The following is a 13936-nucleotide window of genomic DNA, read 5'->3' as shown; positions in this document are numbered from 1 at the left end:
CCCCACCGGTCAGTGCCGGATGCGCCGTCCCGGTCTGCCGTCCGGATCCGCCGGGCCGGCTGACTGCAGGTGCGTGTGCAGGCGGATGAGGGTGTCGCGAAGCCGGGTCTTGACGGTGCCGAGCGGGATCGACAGCTCCTCCGCGATCTCGGAGTGGCTGTACCCGCGGACGTAGGCGAGGTAGAGGACGTCGTGGTGGATGGCGGCGAGCTGCCGGATCGCGCCGGCCGCGGGCGCCAGGGCCAGCCGGACGTCCGAGCGCTCCCACTCGTGATCGCGCGGCCGGTCGAGGACCGTGTACTGCAGCTCCCGGCGCCGCGCCGATCGGTCCGCACGGGCGCGGTCCACGGCACGGCGGTGCGCGACCTGGGCCAGGAAGGCGAGCACGGGACGGCCCGGGTCGAGCGAGCGCGCGGTGCGCCAGAGCTCGAGGTAGACCTCCTGCGCGACCTCCTCGGCGGCGGCGCGGTCGTCGAGCACGGCGTCCGCGACGGAGACGACCCGGCCCGCGGTGAGCGAGTAGAGCTGCCGGAAGGCGGTCCGGTCGCCCGCGCAGACCCGCAGCAGCAGGGCCGCCGACCGCGCAGGGCTGTCCCCGGGCTCACGCCGCTTGCCCGTCATCGTCGACACAGGGCTCAGCCTGGCACCGCGGACGCGCTCCTCCCAGGGTCGTGCCCCGAGAGGTGGCCCCCGTTAGAGGCTCACTTTCGCAGGAGTCCGCCGATGCGCGCCGCACGCCCGCCGATGCGCGGCCCCGGTCGCGCACGGGGCCCGTGCGGCGGCGTCGACGGACTGGGCCGCCCGCCCGTCAGGCGGCGACGCGCGCGTTCGACTGCGCGAGGAGCGCGACCGAGCGCAGGCGCGCCTCCGTCTGCAGCGACGCGTGGGCGACGATGACCTCGTCGGCGTCGGCGGAGCGGGCGAAGTCGGCGGTGTAGTCGGCCACCTGGTCGCCGGTGCCGACACCGGTGTAGGTGGTCATGCTCGCGACGTGGGCGCCGATCGGCGCGCTGAGCAGGGCGTCGAGCTCCTCGTCGTCGAAGGTCTGGCCGACGGGGATCTGCCCGCTCTGGCGCAGCAGCATCATCAGGCGGGCGCGCTTCATCTGCGCGAACTGCTCCTGCGCGTCCTCCTCGGTGTCGGCGGCGATGGCGTTCATCCCGGCGATCACGTAGGGCGCGTCGAGCTGCTCGGAGGGGCGGAAGCCGCGGCGGTACTCCGCGACGGCCTGGTGCAGCGCGTCCGGAGCGAAGTGCGAGGCGAACGCGTACGGCAGGCCCAGCGCGGCCGCGAGCTGCGCGCCGAAGAGCGAGGAGCCGAGGATGTAGAGGGGGACGCGGGTGCCGGCACCGGGCGTCGCGCTCACTCCGGGGATGCGGGACTCGCCGGCGAGGAAGGCCTGCAGCTCCAGCACGTCCTGCGGGAAGCGCTCGGAGGAGTCGGGGTCGCGGCGGAGCGCGCGGAAGGTCGCCTGGTCGCTGCCGGGGGCGCGGCCGAGCCCGAGGTCGATCCGGCCCGGGTGCAGCGTCTCGAGGGTGCCGAACTGCTCGGCGATGGTGAGCGGGGAGTGGTTCGGCAGCATGACGCCGCCGGAGCCGAGGCGGATCGTGGAGGTCTGCGAGGCGACGTGCGCGATGAGCACCGAGGTCGCGCTGGAGGCGATGCTCGCCATGTTGTGGTGCTCGGCGTACCAGACGCGGCGGTAGCCGTTCCGCTCGGCCTCCTGGGCCAGGGCGACGGAGGCGGCGAAGCTGTCGCGAGCGGTCTCACCGGGGGCGATGGGGGCGAGGTCGAGGATGGAGAGGGGAACGCTCATGGTGAGGGCAACGCCCGCGACGGCTCCGGTGTTCCCGTCGCGGGCGCCTTCCTCACGCCTCGGGGATGTCGCGGCCGTACGCCTCCAGCGTGACGGCCTCGGGCTCCGGTCCGCCGCGCACGCCGGCCTCGAGGGCGTCGATCCGGGCGAGCTCCGAGCCGGAGAGCGCGAAGTCGAACACGTCGATGTTCTCGGCGATGCGCTCGGGGCGGGTCGACTTGGGGATGACCTGGCGGCCCTCCTGGAGGTGCCAGCGCAGCATCACCTGCGCGGCCGTCTTCCCGTACTTGGCGCCGAGCTCGAGGAGCACCGGGTCGTCGAAGCTGCGGCGCGGGGAGTCGCGGTAGGCGGTGATGCCGCCGATCGGCGACCAGGCCTGGGTGAGGATGTCGTTCTCGCAGCCGAAGCGCTCGACCCGCCGCTGCTGGAAGTACGGGTGCACCTCGAGCTGGTTCACCGCGGGGACGACGTCGGTCTCGGCGAGCAGGCGGGTGAGGTGCTCGACCATGAAGTTGCTCACGCCGATCGCCCGCACCCTCCCGTCGGCGAGCAGCCGCTCGAGCGCCCGGTAGGCGTCGAGGGTGCGGTCGAAGGCCTCGGGCAGGGCCTGGTGCAGGATCAGCAGGTCGATCCGCTCGACGCCGAGCTTGCCCGCGCTCTTGTCGAAGGCGTGCAGCGTCTCGTCGTAGCCGTAGTCGCTGATCCACACCTTCGTCTCGAGGAAGACGTCGTCGCGGCCGGCGATCGCCTCGCCCACCTCGCGCTCGTTGCCGTAGGCCGCCGCCGTGTCGATGTGCCGGTACCCCGCGTCGAGCGCGGCGGCGACGGCGGCGCGGGTCTCGTCGGGCGGAGTCTGGAAGACGCCGAGTCCGAGGGCGGGGATCTCGACACCGTTGTGGAGAGTGAACGTGTTCATGAGCCCACGCTACGTCCGCAGACGCCGAGTCGCCCGAGAAGCCGCGCGCGACTCCTCAGGCGACCCCGTCGCTCCGGCCCTGCTCAGCCGTCGATCGGCAGCAGGATCCCCTTCACCGTCTCGTCCGTGGCGAGGAACTCCTGCACGGCCGGATCCTGGAAGGCCTGGACGAGCTTCCTCACGTTCTCGGTGTCGCGGTACTTCGAGCCGATGGTGAGCTGCCCGGCGAAGTCGTCGGGGGCCTGCGGGGCGAAGATCTGCTGCTCGATCGGGATGCCGGCGGCGAGGTAGTACTCGGTGTACCCGACGGCCGCGTCGAGGTCCGGCAGGGCGCGCGACTGGGCGGCGAAGTCGAGCAGCGTGAACTGCAGGTTCTTCGGGTTCTCGGCGATGTCGTCCTGGGTCGCGGTGCCCGGCTCCGTGCCCGGCTTCAGCGTGATCAGGCCGGCGTTCTGCAGCAGCCAGAGGCCCTGCGCCTCGTTGGCGGGGTCGGAGTAGAGCGAGACCGTGCCGCCGTCGGGGATCTGGGAGACGTCGGAGTACTTGTCGCTCCAGAGCCCGAAGCCCCAGCGGAAGACGGGGGTGGCCGCCTCCTCCTCGAAGTCGGGGTTGGCCTCGAGCACCTGTCCCAGCCAGAGCTTGTGCTGATAGACCGTGGCCGCGACCTCGCCCTCGCTCACCGCGCGGTTGATGGTGTTGCTGTCGGAGAGCCCCTTGAAGGCGACGGTGATGCCGTAGCGCGGCGCCACCTCCTTCGCGACGAAGTCGACCAGGGCCTGCTCGGAGGCGTTGCCCTCGGCGGTCGCGACGTAGAGCGTCGCGCCCTCCTGCTCGTTGGCCGAGACGGCGGGGGAGAGGAGCGGGACGGCGATCGCGGAGGCTACGCCGACCACGACGACGGCCGCTCCGGCGATCCAGGGCCAGCGGCGCTTCTTCTTGAGATCGAATCCGAGGTCGTCGGGAGTGGACATGGCGGTGCCTTTCGAAGAGGGGGTGCGCGGGCGCGCGGGAGGGGCGCCCGAGGGCGCAGGAGGAGTGGTGGTTCTACACGGCGGCCGCGACCCGCGGCGCTCGCCGCGAGCGGGAGGCGCCGGGCGTGGTCGCGCGGACGAGGGCGTCGCCGGTGAGCTGCACGGTCGCGACGGTGGCGACCAGGATCACGATGGTGGCGAGCATGACGGTGGTGTCGAAGCGCTGGTAGCCGTAGGTCACCGCGACGTAGCCGATGCCGCCGGCGCCGATCGTGCCGGCGATCGCCGAGTACTCGATCATCGCGATCGTGTTGATCGTCAGGCCGCCGATGATCTGCGGCACCGCCTCGCTCAGCTGGGCGGTCCGCACCACCTGCAGCCGCGACGCTCCGGAGGCGCGGGCGACGCGGGTGAGCGAGAGCGGCACGCTGCGCAGCGCGTTCTCGACGATCCGGGTGAAGAAGGCGATCCCCGCGATCGACATCGGCACGACGGCGGCCGCGATCCCGATGTTGGTGCCGGTGATCAGGCGCGTGAACGGCATGATCGACGCCATCAGGATGAGGAACGGCAGCGAGCGGCCGACGCTGATGACGGCGCTGAGCACCTGGTGGGCGGCCCGGTTCTCGGCCAGCCCGCCCGGAGCGAGGTTGTGCACGAGAGCGCCCAGCGGCACGCCGACCAGCACCACGATCGCCATGACGATGCCGACCATGATCAGCGTCTCGCCGAGCGCCGGCAGCACCAGCGCGGGGATCTGCTCGAGCGGGACCTTGTTGTCGAGGTGGAGGATCATGCCGCCACCTCCTCGGCGAGGACGCGCACGCCGGCGGGCCGGACCGACAGGCCGAGCTCGGCCGCCGCACGGGTGAGCCGCGCCTCGTCGACCGGGCCGAGCCCGATCGTCGCGTGGCCGACCGCCTGCCCGTCCACCGTCTCGATCGCCGCGCCGAGCAGCGAGACGGGGCCGACCGCCTCCGCGAGCCGGGTGACCCAGTCGGTCGGCACTCCGGAGCGGGAGTAGCCCACCACCCATTCGCCCAGACCCGGGCCGGGCGCGACGGAGGGGCGCACCGGGTTGAGGGCGAGGCCGAGCGGGGACGCGGGGTCGCGCAGCAGGTCGACGAGGCGCCCCGACTCCACGATGCGGCCGTGGTCGAGGCGGGCGACGGAGTCGGCCACCTGGCGCACCGTCTCCATCTCGTGGGTGATGAAGAGGATCGAGAGGCCCAGGTCGTCGCGCAGCTCCTTCAGGAGCGTGGTGATCGCGGTGGTCGAGGCGGGGTCGAGGCCCGAGGTGGCCTCGTCCGAGAGCAGCACCGAGGGGCGGAGGGCGAGCGCGCGGGCGATGCCGACGCGCTGGCGCTGACCGCCGGAGAGCTGGTGCGGGTAGTAGCGCGCGCGGTCCGAGAGGCCGACGCGCTCGAGCAGCTCCGCGACGCGGCGCTTCGTCTCGGCGGCGGTGACGCCGAGGTACTCCAGCGGAAGGGCCACGTTCTGCTCGGCCGTGCGGCGGCTGAAGAGTCCGTCGGACTGGAAGACGGTGCCGATGCGACGGCGGGCGACGCGCAGCCGCTCCTCCGAGAGCTGCGAGAGCGCCTCTCCGTTGACGACGACCGTGCCCGAGGTGGGCCGCTCGAGGAGGTTCACGCAGGCGGCGAGCGTGCTCTTGCCCGCGCCGCTCGGGCCGACGACGGCGAAGATCTCGCCGGTCGCGACCGAGAAGTCGAGGCGGTCGAGCACGGTCGCCGGACCGTACGACTTGCTGAGCTGCTCGAGCCGGATCATCGCGTTCCTTCGGACGGGTCGGGCGGCCGCGGCCTCTCCGCGTCGTCCCGGACACGATGATGGAGCACCGCGGGCCCGCCCGTCCCGGCCCGCGTCGCCCGGCGTAACCCTTCGTCGCCGGGCGTAACAGTGCGCGGGGCGGAGGGGGTCGCGGCCGCGAGACGCGACAGGACCGCCGCGGCCGGCAGCACGCGGGCTACCGTGACCGGATGCAGCCGAAGTGGGAGTCGACGACCATCGAGCGCGCCTTCGACGAGGGGTGGTCGGACGAGCCGATGGGGACGAAGGAGAAGTTCTGGCTCGTCGCCGACGGCGATCTGTGGCTCTTCAAGTTCGCCCGCCAGCGAGGAGACGAGACCCGCGGTGAGGACTGGGCGGAGTGGGTGTCGTTCCATCTCGCGCGGATGCTCGACGTCCCGTGCGCGGAGATCCGACCTGCGACGGTGGGCGGTCGGCGCGGAATCATGTCGAGGAACGTCATCGAGCGCGAGCAGATCCAGAGCCTCGAGATCGGGAACAGCCTGCTGCGCCACTCCGATCGCCACTACGACCACGCTCGGAGGCGGCCCAACGACCGCTACACCGTCGATGCGGTGAGACGTGCTCTCGACGGCGTCGACGCTCCTGCAGGCTTCGACGCCGTCGCCGGACTGAGCGGTTTCGACGTGTGGGCGGGCTACCTGCTGTTCGATGCCTGGGTAGCTGGACGGGATCGACACGACGAGAACTGGGCCGTCATCGCCGGACGCGGTCATCGGACCCTCTCGCCCTCGTTCGATCACGGCAACGCCCTCGGGTTCCAGGAGACCGAGGAGAAGCGCGCCGCCTGCCTCGCCGATGAGGCTCTCTTCGACCGGTGGGTGCGGAGAGGAAGGAGTTACCATTTCGCCGGGAGACCGCTGCTGGTCGACCTCGCAGCGGAGGCCCTCGCGGCGGCCTCTCCGGAGGCGCAGGCGTTCTGGCCTGCTCGCCTCCGAGCGGTCGATCCCTCTGCGGTCCGCGAGGTCCTCGCGGCGGTTCCTCCGACCCTGATGTCGGAGACGTGCGCTAGTTTCACGGAAGGACTGCTGGCAGCGACACGGAGGAGGATCCTCGATGACTCTCCTCGTTGATCGACCGGCGCCGCGTCCGACCCCTGGTGTCCGCGAGCTGCTGCTCGTCTGGCAGAACCCTCGTACTCGCCGGTTCCTCCGCGCGGCGGTGCTGTCCGTCGGGGTCGACGGCTTCCTCTTCCGGTACGAGCCGGCGGCTGTCGCCGACGAGGACTTCTTCCCGCTCGCGGAGTTCCCCCGTGTGGACGCGGAGTACCGGAGCTCGTCCCTTCCGCCGTTCTTCGCCAACAGGGTGATGTCGTCCGAGCGCGGCTCGTACGAGGAGTACCTGGGGTGGCTCGGTCTCGAGGCGGCGTCTCCCGACCTCCCCGTCGAGATCATGGTCCGGACCGGCGCGGCGCGAGCGACCGACACCTTCCATGTCGTGGAGAAGCCTCTCCGCACCGCGCAGACCCTCATCAGTCGTTTCTTCGTGTCGGGAGTCCGCCATCGGGCCGAGCTCCCGCTTCCGGTGCTGCCTCTCGAGCAGGGCGATGGGCTGGTCCTCGTGCCCGACGCCTCGAACCTCCGCAACCCGGAGGCCTACGAGGTGGCCTCGGTGTCCGGCGAGCGGATCGGATGGGTGCCGGACTGGCTGTGCGGTGAGGTCGCCGCGCTCATGGCGTCCGGATGGGAGGTCGAGGCGGTCGCCGAGAAGGTGAACCCCGAGGCCCCGTCCCACGTCCAGGTGCTCTGCCGGATCACCGCGACCCTGCGTCACTGAACCCGCTCCCGCTCAGCTCGCGGCGGCCGCCGCGCGGGGGCTCTCGGCGCTCGCCTCGCGGTCGAAGCGCTCGCGGCTGAAGACCTGGTCGGCTGTCGTCAGGGCGAGGCCGATCACGCCGGCCAGCTCGCCCAGGTCCGATGTGTGGATGGTCAGGTGCCGCGTGGCGAGCGGGTGGGTGCGCAGGTAGACGCGCTCGCGCAGGCCCGACATCAGCACCTCGCCGCAGTCGCCGAGCTGGCCCGAGATCACGATCGTCCGCGGGTTGAGTATGTTGACGAGGTCGGCGACCGCCTCGCCGAGGACGCGGCCGGCCTGGCGCACGGCCTGGGTGGCGCGCATGTCGCCGCGGAGCACGCGGGCCGTGACGTCGGCGACGTGCTTGATCGAGGGGTCGTCGGCCGAGAGGTCGCGGACGAGGGCCCAGCCGCTCGCGTACGCCTCCACGCAGCCGGCGTTGCCGCAGCGGCAGGGCAGCGGATCCGCGTCGACCGTGCCCGTGACCGCGCGGGTGTGGCCGATGTCGCCGGCCGCGCCGACGGCTCCGCGGATCGTCGCTCCGTTGAAGACGAGGCCCGAGCCGATGCCGGTGCCGAGCTTCAGGCTGATCAGGTTGTCGGAGCCGTGGTGGCGCGACTCGGCGAGGGCGCGGGCGTTCGCGTCGTTCTCGATGACGACCTGCACGCCCTCGTACGGCTGGGCGAAGTAGCCGGCGATGTCGAAGTCGTCCCAGCCGGTCATGATCGGCGGATTGCGCACGCGCCCGGCGGCGAACTCGACCGGCCCCGGGACTCCGACGCCGATGCCGGCGACCGCGTCGCCCTGCTGCAGCCGCTCGAACGCGGCGAGCACCAGCGAGAGCACGGCGTCCGGTCCCTCCCAGACGTCGACGACGCCGCTCTCGTGCCGGAGGGGGGTGCCGCGCAGGTCGCAGGCGGCGGCGACGAATCCGCTCGCCCCGATGTCGGCGGTGAGGAACACCGTGCCGACCAGGTTCATCGCGAACATGCTCGAGGGGCGCCCGCCGGTCGACTCGCCGCCGGTGGTGGGGGCGATCAGGCCGAGCTCCACGAGGGTCGCGAGGCGCTGGTTGACGGTGGAGCGGGAGAGCCCCGTCTGCTCCATCACCGCGTTGCGCGAGACCTCGCCCTGCTCGCGGAACAGCGCGAGGACGTCGGCCACGTGCGAACCGGCCTCGCCGGTGGAGTACCCCGTCATCGCTCCCCCTCTTGTCACGGTCAGCGTACATGCCTGCCGACGGGAAACCTGAAGTTCCCCGACTTTCGTATTGCGGTAACGCGAAAGCCCGGGTAGTTTTCACACACCGGCACGCAGTGGTGCCACTGATCCTCAAGGATGACGATGAACCGCACAGCACGCCGCCTCCTCCCGGTTCTCGCACCGGTCGGCGCCCTCGCACTCCTCCTCACCGGCTGCGCCTCGGGTGGCGACACGGCCGCCGGCGGCTCCGGATCGACCAAGGTCGCCGCGGTCATCAAGGGCCTCGACAACCCCTTCTTCCAGGCGATGGAGAACGGCATCGAGGACACCGCGAAGGACGACTCCGTGGACGTCTCGGTGCAGGCCGCCGCCGACATCGGCGACACCACCGGCCAGGCCGACAAGCTCACCACCGTCGCCGGCCAGGACTTCGGCTGCCTCATCGTCAACCCGATCAGCGGCACGAACCTGGTGCAGGCCCTCGCCTCCGCCACCGGCAAGACGATCGTCAACATCGACAGCCCGCTCGACCCCGACGCGGTCGAGGCCGCGAACCTCGACGTGACCACCTACATCGGCACCGACAACGAGGCCGCGGGCGGCAAGGCCGGCGACTTCCTCCTGCAGCAGCTGCCCGCCGGCTCCGAGGTCGCCGTCATCGGCGGAGTCTCGGGAGACGTCACCAGCGCCGCCCGCGTCGACGGCTTCACCGCCGCGATCGGCTCCGACCTCACCGTCGTCCAGGAGGCCGCGGCCGACTGGAAGCGCGAGGTCGCGCTGACCAAGGCGACCGACATCCTCGCCGCGAACCCCGACGTGAAGGCGTTCTTCGCCGCGAACGACGACATGGGCCTCGGCATCGTCAAGGCCGTCGAGAACGCGGGCCTCACCGGCTCCGTCCAGGTGGTCAGCGTCGACGGCAACGAGGACGCGCTGCAGTCGGTGAAGGACGGCGGCCTCACCGCCACCGTCGCCCAGTACCCCTACGCGATCGGCCAGCTCGGCGTGCAGGCGTGCGAGGCCGTCGGCGCCGGCGAGGAGATCCCCGCCGAGATCGAGTCGCCCACCGCACTCGTGACCTCCGAGACCGCGGAGCAGGCCCTCGGCGCCTTCCCCCAGCCGTTCGAGGAGTTCGACAACCCGCTCGCCGCGCTCGTCCCCAGCAAGTAGGACCTCCCGCCCATGGCAACCCAGGAAGCGACCATGACCTCAGTCACCGCCCGACCCCCGGCCAGCGCCTCCCCGCTGCTGGCGAACCTCCGTCAGCTCAGCTTCTGGGCCGAGAACGCCGCACCGATCGGGCTCGTCGCCCTGGTGATCGTGTTCTCGATCGCGACGCCGACGTTCCTCAGCCTCGGCAACATCAAGGCGATGCTCGTCGCCGCCGCGATCCTGGTCATCCTCTCGATCGGCCAGTCCTTCGTCATCACCACCGGCGGCATCGACCTCTCGATCTCGGCGACGATGACCGTCGGAGCGGTCGGCTTCGGCATCGGCTGGAGCGCCGGCTGGGGCTTCTGGCTCTCGGCGCTCGCGGCCCTGCTCTTCGCGGGGCTGATCGGAGTGATCAACGGCTTCCTGATCGCGAAGGGCAAGGTCACCGACTTCATCGCGACACTGGGCACGCTCTCGGTGGCGACCGGCCTCGCGCTGATCGTCTCCGACGGCAAGCCGATCACGGTCGGCAGCCCCGAGCTGCTCCGCCTCACCACCGGCTCGATCGGGATCATCGGCTACCCGATCATCCTGGCCGCGGTCATCGGAGTCGTCGCCTGGGTCGTCATGTTCCGCACCCGCTTCGGCCTGCACGTGCAGGCGGTCGGCGGCAACGAGGAGAGCGCGGTCGCCAACGGCATCAAGGCCGGACGCGTGCGCATCGCGGTGTACATCATCGCCGCCGTCCTCGCCGGAGTCGGCTCGCTCCTCCTCGTCGCCCGCGTCGGCGCCGCGGAGCCGGCCATCAACACGCAGTACCTGCTCAACTCCATCGCGGCCGTCGTGCTCGGCGGAGTGAGCCTCACCGGCGGCAAGGCCAAGATCGTCGGCCCGATCATCGGAGCGTTCCTCCTGACCGCGCTGACCAACGGCCTGACCCTGCTCGGCGTCTCGCAGTTCTACCAGCCCCTCGCCGTCGGCCTGGTGGTCGTGCTCGCCGCCCTCATCACCCGCTACCAGAAGAAGTGAGCCCAGCCATGACCAGCGACATCCTGCTCGAAGCGCGGGACATCAAGAAGTCCTTCGGCGGCGTCCACGCTCTCAAGGGAGCGTCGATGTCGATGCGCCGCGGCGAGATCACCGCCCTGATCGGCGACAACGGCGCGGGCAAGTCCACCCTCGTCCGCTGCCTCTCCGGGGTGCACCCCGCCGACTCCGGCACCATCACCCTCGACGGCGACGTGGTGCACTTCACCACTCCGCTCGGCGCGCGGGACGGCGGCATCGAGACGGTGCACCAGACCCTCGCCCTGGTCGAGGACCTGACCGTGTGGCAGAACTTCTTCCTCGGCCGCGAGCTCACCAAGGGCGTGCCCGGGGTGCGGTTCCTCGACCGCACGCAGATGAAGAAGACGGCCCAGGAGCTTCTCGGCGACCTCGCCGTGAACGTCCCGCCGGTCACCAGCAAGGTCCGCCGCCTCTCGGGCGGCCAGCGCCAGGCGGTCGCGATCGCCCGGGCTGCAGGCTGGGGCAGCAAGATCGTGATCATGGACGAGCCGACCGCGGCGCTCGGCGTCCAGGAGACGGCGCGCGTCGAGAAGATCATCCTCAAGCTGCGCGACGCCGGAGTGGCCGTGCTGCTGATCAGCCACAACTTCGACCAGGTGATGCGCCTGAGCGACCAGGTGTGGGTGATGCGCGCGGGCCTCGCCGTCGCCGGCCGCCGCACCGCCGAGACCAGCGGCGACGAGCTCGTCTCGCTGATCACGGGCGCGAAGGCCGCCTGATGCACCCCGAGTTCCTGCACCGCGGGAGCACGGAGCGCTCGTCGCCGATCGGGGTCCACGCGGGCCTGCTCGTCGGAGACTGGACGCCGGAGTCGGGGCGCCGCGCGATCGGCACCGCCGCCTCGATCGGCTTCGACCTGATCGAGATCCCGGCTCCCGCCGACCCCGACGCCTCCGCGTGGACCGCCGACCTGCTCGACGAGCACGGGATCGACGCGGTCGTCTCGCTCGCGCTGGACGCCGACTCCGACATCACCGACCAGGCCACGGCCGGCCGCGGCGAGGAGCGGCTGCTGGCGGCCGTGCGGTTCGCCGAGGCGATCGGCGCGCGGTACGTCGGCGGAGTCACCTACTCCGCCATGCGCAAGTACGAGCACGCGGCCGACATGGCTGCCCGCTCGCGCTCGCTCGACGTGCTGCGGCGGGTCGCCGCGGCCGCCGCTCCCGCCGGCGTCGTCGTCGGAGCGGAGTACGTGAACCGCTACGAGAGCAACCTGCTGAACACGGCCGCCCAGACCGCCGCGTTCCTCCGCGAGCTCGACGCGCCGAACGTGCTCCTGCACCTCGACACGTTCCACGCCCACCTCGAGGAGGTCGACCTCGCGAGCGCCGTCCGCGACGCCGGCGACCTGCTCGGCTACCTCCACGCCTCCGAGAACCACCGCGGAGAGCTGGGCACCGGGAGCACCGACTGGACCGGGCTCGCGGCGGCGCTCGCCGACTCCGGCTACCGCGGCCCGCTGACCCTCGAGAGCTTCTCGCCCGCCGTCCAGCCCCCGGCCTCGGCCGAGGGCATGGGCCTCTGGCGCGAGCTCTGGCACGACCCCGTCGCCCTCGCGACCTCCGGTCACGCGTTCCTCGCGGACCTGCTCGACACCGACCCCGCGGCCCGACGCCTCCCCTGAACCTCTCGAACCAAGGAGCACCACCATGACCACGAACCCTCTCGGAGTGCACGCCCTCGTCTTCGCCGGCGGCACCACCCCCGACGAAGTGACTGCGACGATCGAGCAGACCAAGGCGGCCGGATTCGACCTGCTGGAGCTCTCGCTGCACGACGTGCAGAACCTCGACACCGCCTCCGCCCGCGCCGCCCTCGAGGTGAACGACCTCGGCATCGTCTGCTCGCGCGGCCTCGCCTTCTCGGCCGACGTCTCCAGCGACGACCCGGAGGTGGTGGCCCGCGGCGCGAAGCTGCTCGCCGACTCCCTCGAGACCACCCACGCGCTCGGCGGCACCCACTTCACCGGCGCCCTCTACAGCGCGCTCGGCAAGTACAGCGCGCCCCTCTCGGCCGCGGGCCGCGCGAACGTCGTCTCGGTGCTGACCGACCTCGCCGCCGAGGCCTCGACGAAGGGCATGACCCTCGGCCTCGAGATCTGCAACCGCTACGAGACCAACGTCATCAACACCGCCGCGGACGCCCTGCGCCTCGCCGACGACATCGGCGCCGACAACGTCCTGATCCACCTGGACACGTACCACATGAACATCGAGGAGGACGACTTCTTCCGCCCGGTGCTGCTGGTCGGGGATCGTCTCGGGTATGTCCACATCGGCGAGAACCACCGCGGCTACCTCGGCAGCGGCCACCTCGACTTCACGACGTTCTTCCACGCCCTCGCCGCGATCGACTACCGCGGACCCATCACCTTCGAGTCGTTCTCGTCGGCCGTCGTCTCGCCGACCCTCTCGAACGACCTCGCCGTGTGGCGGAACCTCTGGAACGACGGCCCCGCGCTCGCCCGCCACGCCCACGGCTTCCTGGTGAACGCGCTGGAGAGCAGCCGTGGCGAGGCCTGAGACCGAGGTCGCGCCCGACGCGGCGCGGCCGGGCCTCGACGAGCTGGCCGGGCGCGCGCTCGCGCTGACCTCGCCGGGCCGCCGCGCGATCGTCGCGATCGCCGGGAGCCCCGGGGCAGGCAAGACCACGCTCGCCCGGGCCGTGGTCACCCGCGCGAACGAGCTCGCGGGGGAGGGGACCGCTGCCTTCGTGCCGATGGACGGCTTCCACCTCGCCAACGCCACGCTCGACGAGCTCGGCCGCCACGACCGCAAGGGCGCCCTCGACACGTTCGACGGCTGGGGCTTCCTCGCCCTGGTGCGGAGGCTGCGCGCCGAGACCGACCACGTCGTCTACGCGCCCACCTTCGAGCGCACCGTCGACGAGGGAGTGGCCGGCGCGCTGGCCGTGCACCCCTCCGCGTCGCTCGTCGTGCTGGAGGGCAACTACCTCCTCGTCGACGAGGGCCCGTGGGCGCTGCTGCGCGCCGAGTTCGACGAGGCCTGGTTCTGCGCGACTCCCGAGACCGAGCGCTTCGAGCGCCTGGTCGACCGCCACGTCTCCTTCGGCCGTGCCCCCGAGGCGGCCTCCGCCTGGGCCTCCGAGGTCGACGGGCGGAACGCGCTGCTGATCGAGGCCACCCGCGACCGCGCCGACCTGATCGTGTCGGGGACGGCGGCGGGG

Annotated in this window: 15 protein-coding genes; 8 read left to right on the top strand and 7 right to left on the bottom strand. The window is 71.9% G+C overall.

What is annotated here, in order from left to right:
- Positions 1-9: 9 nt before the first annotated feature.
- The 6 genes from C5B92_RS05230 to C5B92_RS05205 form a co-directional block, all read right to left on the bottom strand.
- Positions 10-621: a sigma-70 family RNA polymerase sigma factor gene (locus C5B92_RS05230; RefSeq protein WP_258061271.1), complete on the bottom strand. Its 612-nt coding sequence runs from the start codon at positions 619-621 to the stop codon at positions 10-12.
- A 187-nt stretch (positions 622-808) separates the two neighbouring features.
- Positions 809-1816 carry an LLM class flavin-dependent oxidoreductase gene (locus C5B92_RS05225; protein WP_104260887.1) on the bottom strand — a complete coding sequence of 336 codons (1008 nt, stop codon included), beginning with the start codon at positions 1814-1816 and terminating at the stop codon, positions 809-811.
- A 52-nt stretch (positions 1817-1868) separates the two neighbouring features.
- Complete coding sequence (locus tag C5B92_RS05220) at positions 1869-2732, bottom strand: aldo/keto reductase (protein WP_104222706.1); 864 nt, start codon at positions 2730-2732, stop codon at positions 1869-1871.
- A gap of 83 nt (positions 2733-2815) precedes the next feature.
- A complete protein-coding gene (locus C5B92_RS05215; RefSeq protein ID WP_104232971.1) occupies positions 2816-3703 on the bottom strand; it encodes a MetQ/NlpA family ABC transporter substrate-binding protein in 888 nt (295 codons plus the stop codon).
- A gap of 73 nt (positions 3704-3776) precedes the next feature.
- Positions 3777-4499 carry a methionine ABC transporter permease gene (locus C5B92_RS05210; protein WP_104222708.1) on the bottom strand — a complete coding sequence of 241 codons (723 nt, stop codon included), beginning with the start codon at positions 4497-4499 and terminating at the stop codon, positions 3777-3779.
- Positions 4496-5491 (bottom strand): methionine ABC transporter ATP-binding protein, encoded by a 996-nt coding sequence (locus C5B92_RS05205; RefSeq protein ID WP_104222709.1) that lies wholly within the window; start codon positions 5489-5491, stop codon positions 4496-4498. Before C5B92_RS05205 ends, C5B92_RS05210 begins: the two co-directional genes overlap by 4 nt.
- 209 nt (positions 5492-5700) lie before the next feature.
- Here C5B92_RS05205 and C5B92_RS05200 point away from each other — a divergent pair, with 209 nt between their 5' ends.
- A complete protein-coding gene (locus C5B92_RS05200; protein WP_104350124.1) occupies positions 5701-6603 on the top strand; it encodes a hypothetical protein in 903 nt (300 codons plus the stop codon).
- Positions 6587-7306: an HIRAN domain-containing protein gene (locus C5B92_RS05195; RefSeq protein WP_146079261.1), complete on the top strand. Its 720-nt coding sequence runs from the start codon at positions 6587-6589 to the stop codon at positions 7304-7306. The genes C5B92_RS05200 and C5B92_RS05195 overlap by 17 nt, the downstream gene beginning before the upstream one ends.
- A 12-nt stretch (positions 7307-7318) precedes the next feature.
- Here C5B92_RS05195 and C5B92_RS05190 read toward each other — a convergent pair whose 3' ends face one another.
- Positions 7319-8524: an ROK family transcriptional regulator gene (locus C5B92_RS05190; protein ID WP_104222712.1), complete on the bottom strand. Its 1206-nt coding sequence runs from the start codon at positions 8522-8524 to the stop codon at positions 7319-7321.
- 144 nt (positions 8525-8668) lie between these two features.
- Here C5B92_RS05190 and C5B92_RS05185 point away from each other — a divergent pair, with 144 nt between their 5' ends.
- From C5B92_RS05185 to C5B92_RS05160, 6 genes are all read left to right on the top strand, one after another.
- Positions 8669-9697 carry a substrate-binding domain-containing protein gene (locus C5B92_RS05185; protein ID WP_104222713.1) on the top strand — a complete coding sequence of 343 codons (1029 nt, stop codon included), beginning with the start codon at positions 8669-8671 and terminating at the stop codon, positions 9695-9697.
- 33 nt (positions 9698-9730) lie between these two features.
- Entirely contained in the window at positions 9731-10711 is a 981-nt protein-coding gene (locus tag C5B92_RS05180; RefSeq protein WP_104222714.1) for an ABC transporter permease, read from the top strand.
- Positions 10712-10719: 8 nt separating this feature from the next.
- Entirely contained in the window at positions 10720-11469 is a 750-nt protein-coding gene (locus tag C5B92_RS05175) for an ATP-binding cassette domain-containing protein (protein ID WP_104222715.1), read from the top strand.
- Positions 11469-12374, top strand: coding sequence for a sugar phosphate isomerase/epimerase (locus tag C5B92_RS05170; protein ID WP_104350123.1), 906 nt, complete (start codon positions 11469-11471; stop codon positions 12372-12374). Before C5B92_RS05175 ends, C5B92_RS05170 begins: the two co-directional genes overlap by 1 nt.
- 25 nt (positions 12375-12399) lie before the next feature.
- The gene (locus C5B92_RS05165; RefSeq protein WP_104350122.1) at positions 12400-13272 is read left to right on the top strand and encodes a sugar phosphate isomerase/epimerase; all 873 of its coding nucleotides are present in this window, start codon (positions 12400-12402) and stop codon (positions 13270-13272) included.
- On the top strand, positions 13259-13936 hold a 678-nt coding region (locus C5B92_RS05160; protein ID WP_104350121.1), incomplete at its 3' end, for a nucleoside/nucleotide kinase family protein. The genes C5B92_RS05165 and C5B92_RS05160, both read left to right, overlap by 14 nt.

Source organism: Rathayibacter sp. AY1A4 (assembly GCF_002930955.1).
GTDB lineage: Bacteria > Actinomycetota > Actinomycetes > Actinomycetales > Microbacteriaceae > Rathayibacter.
The sequence above is the reverse complement of the archived record's forward strand: the minus strand, read 5'-3'. Positions and strand labels throughout refer to the sequence as shown.

Excerpts from the sequence above, each read along its gene's own strand:
- C5B92_RS05225 (WP_104260887.1), bottom strand. The coding sequence starts at position 1,816 with ATGAGCGTTCCCCTCTCCATCCTCGACCTCGCCCCCATCGCCCCCGGT.
- C5B92_RS05190 (WP_104222712.1), bottom strand. The coding sequence starts at position 8,524 with ATGACGGGGTACTCCACCGGCGAGGCCGGTTCGCACGTGGCCGACGTC.
- C5B92_RS05220 (WP_104222706.1), bottom strand. The coding sequence starts at position 2,732 with ATGAACACGTTCACTCTCCACAACGGTGTCGAGATCCCCGCCCTCGGA.
- C5B92_RS05165 (WP_104350122.1), top strand. The coding sequence starts at position 12,400 with ATGACCACGAACCCTCTCGGAGTGCACGCCCTCGTCTTCGCCGGCGGC.
- C5B92_RS05195 (WP_146079261.1), top strand. The coding sequence starts at position 6,587 with ATGACTCTCCTCGTTGATCGACCGGCGCCGCGTCCGACCCCTGGTGTC.
- C5B92_RS05210 (WP_104222708.1), bottom strand. The coding sequence starts at position 4,499 with ATGATCCTCCACCTCGACAACAAGGTCCCGCTCGAGCAGATCCCCGCG.
- C5B92_RS05175 (WP_104222715.1), top strand. The coding sequence starts at position 10,720 with ATGACCAGCGACATCCTGCTCGAAGCGCGGGACATCAAGAAGTCCTTC.
- C5B92_RS05230 (WP_258061271.1), bottom strand. The coding sequence starts at position 621 with ATGACGGGCAAGCGGCGTGAGCCCGGGGACAGCCCTGCGCGGTCGGCG.
- C5B92_RS05180 (WP_104222714.1), top strand. The coding sequence starts at position 9,731 with ATGACCTCAGTCACCGCCCGACCCCCGGCCAGCGCCTCCCCGCTGCTG.
- C5B92_RS05185 (WP_104222713.1), top strand. The coding sequence starts at position 8,669 with ATGAACCGCACAGCACGCCGCCTCCTCCCGGTTCTCGCACCGGTCGGC.
- C5B92_RS05205 (WP_104222709.1), bottom strand. The coding sequence starts at position 5,491 with ATGATCCGGCTCGAGCAGCTCAGCAAGTCGTACGGTCCGGCGACCGTG.
- C5B92_RS05170 (WP_104350123.1), top strand. The coding sequence starts at position 11,469 with ATGCACCCCGAGTTCCTGCACCGCGGGAGCACGGAGCGCTCGTCGCCG.
- C5B92_RS05215 (WP_104232971.1), bottom strand. The coding sequence starts at position 3,703 with ATGTCCACTCCCGACGACCTCGGATTCGATCTCAAGAAGAAGCGCCGC.
- C5B92_RS05200 (WP_104350124.1), top strand. The coding sequence starts at position 5,701 with ATGCAGCCGAAGTGGGAGTCGACGACCATCGAGCGCGCCTTCGACGAG.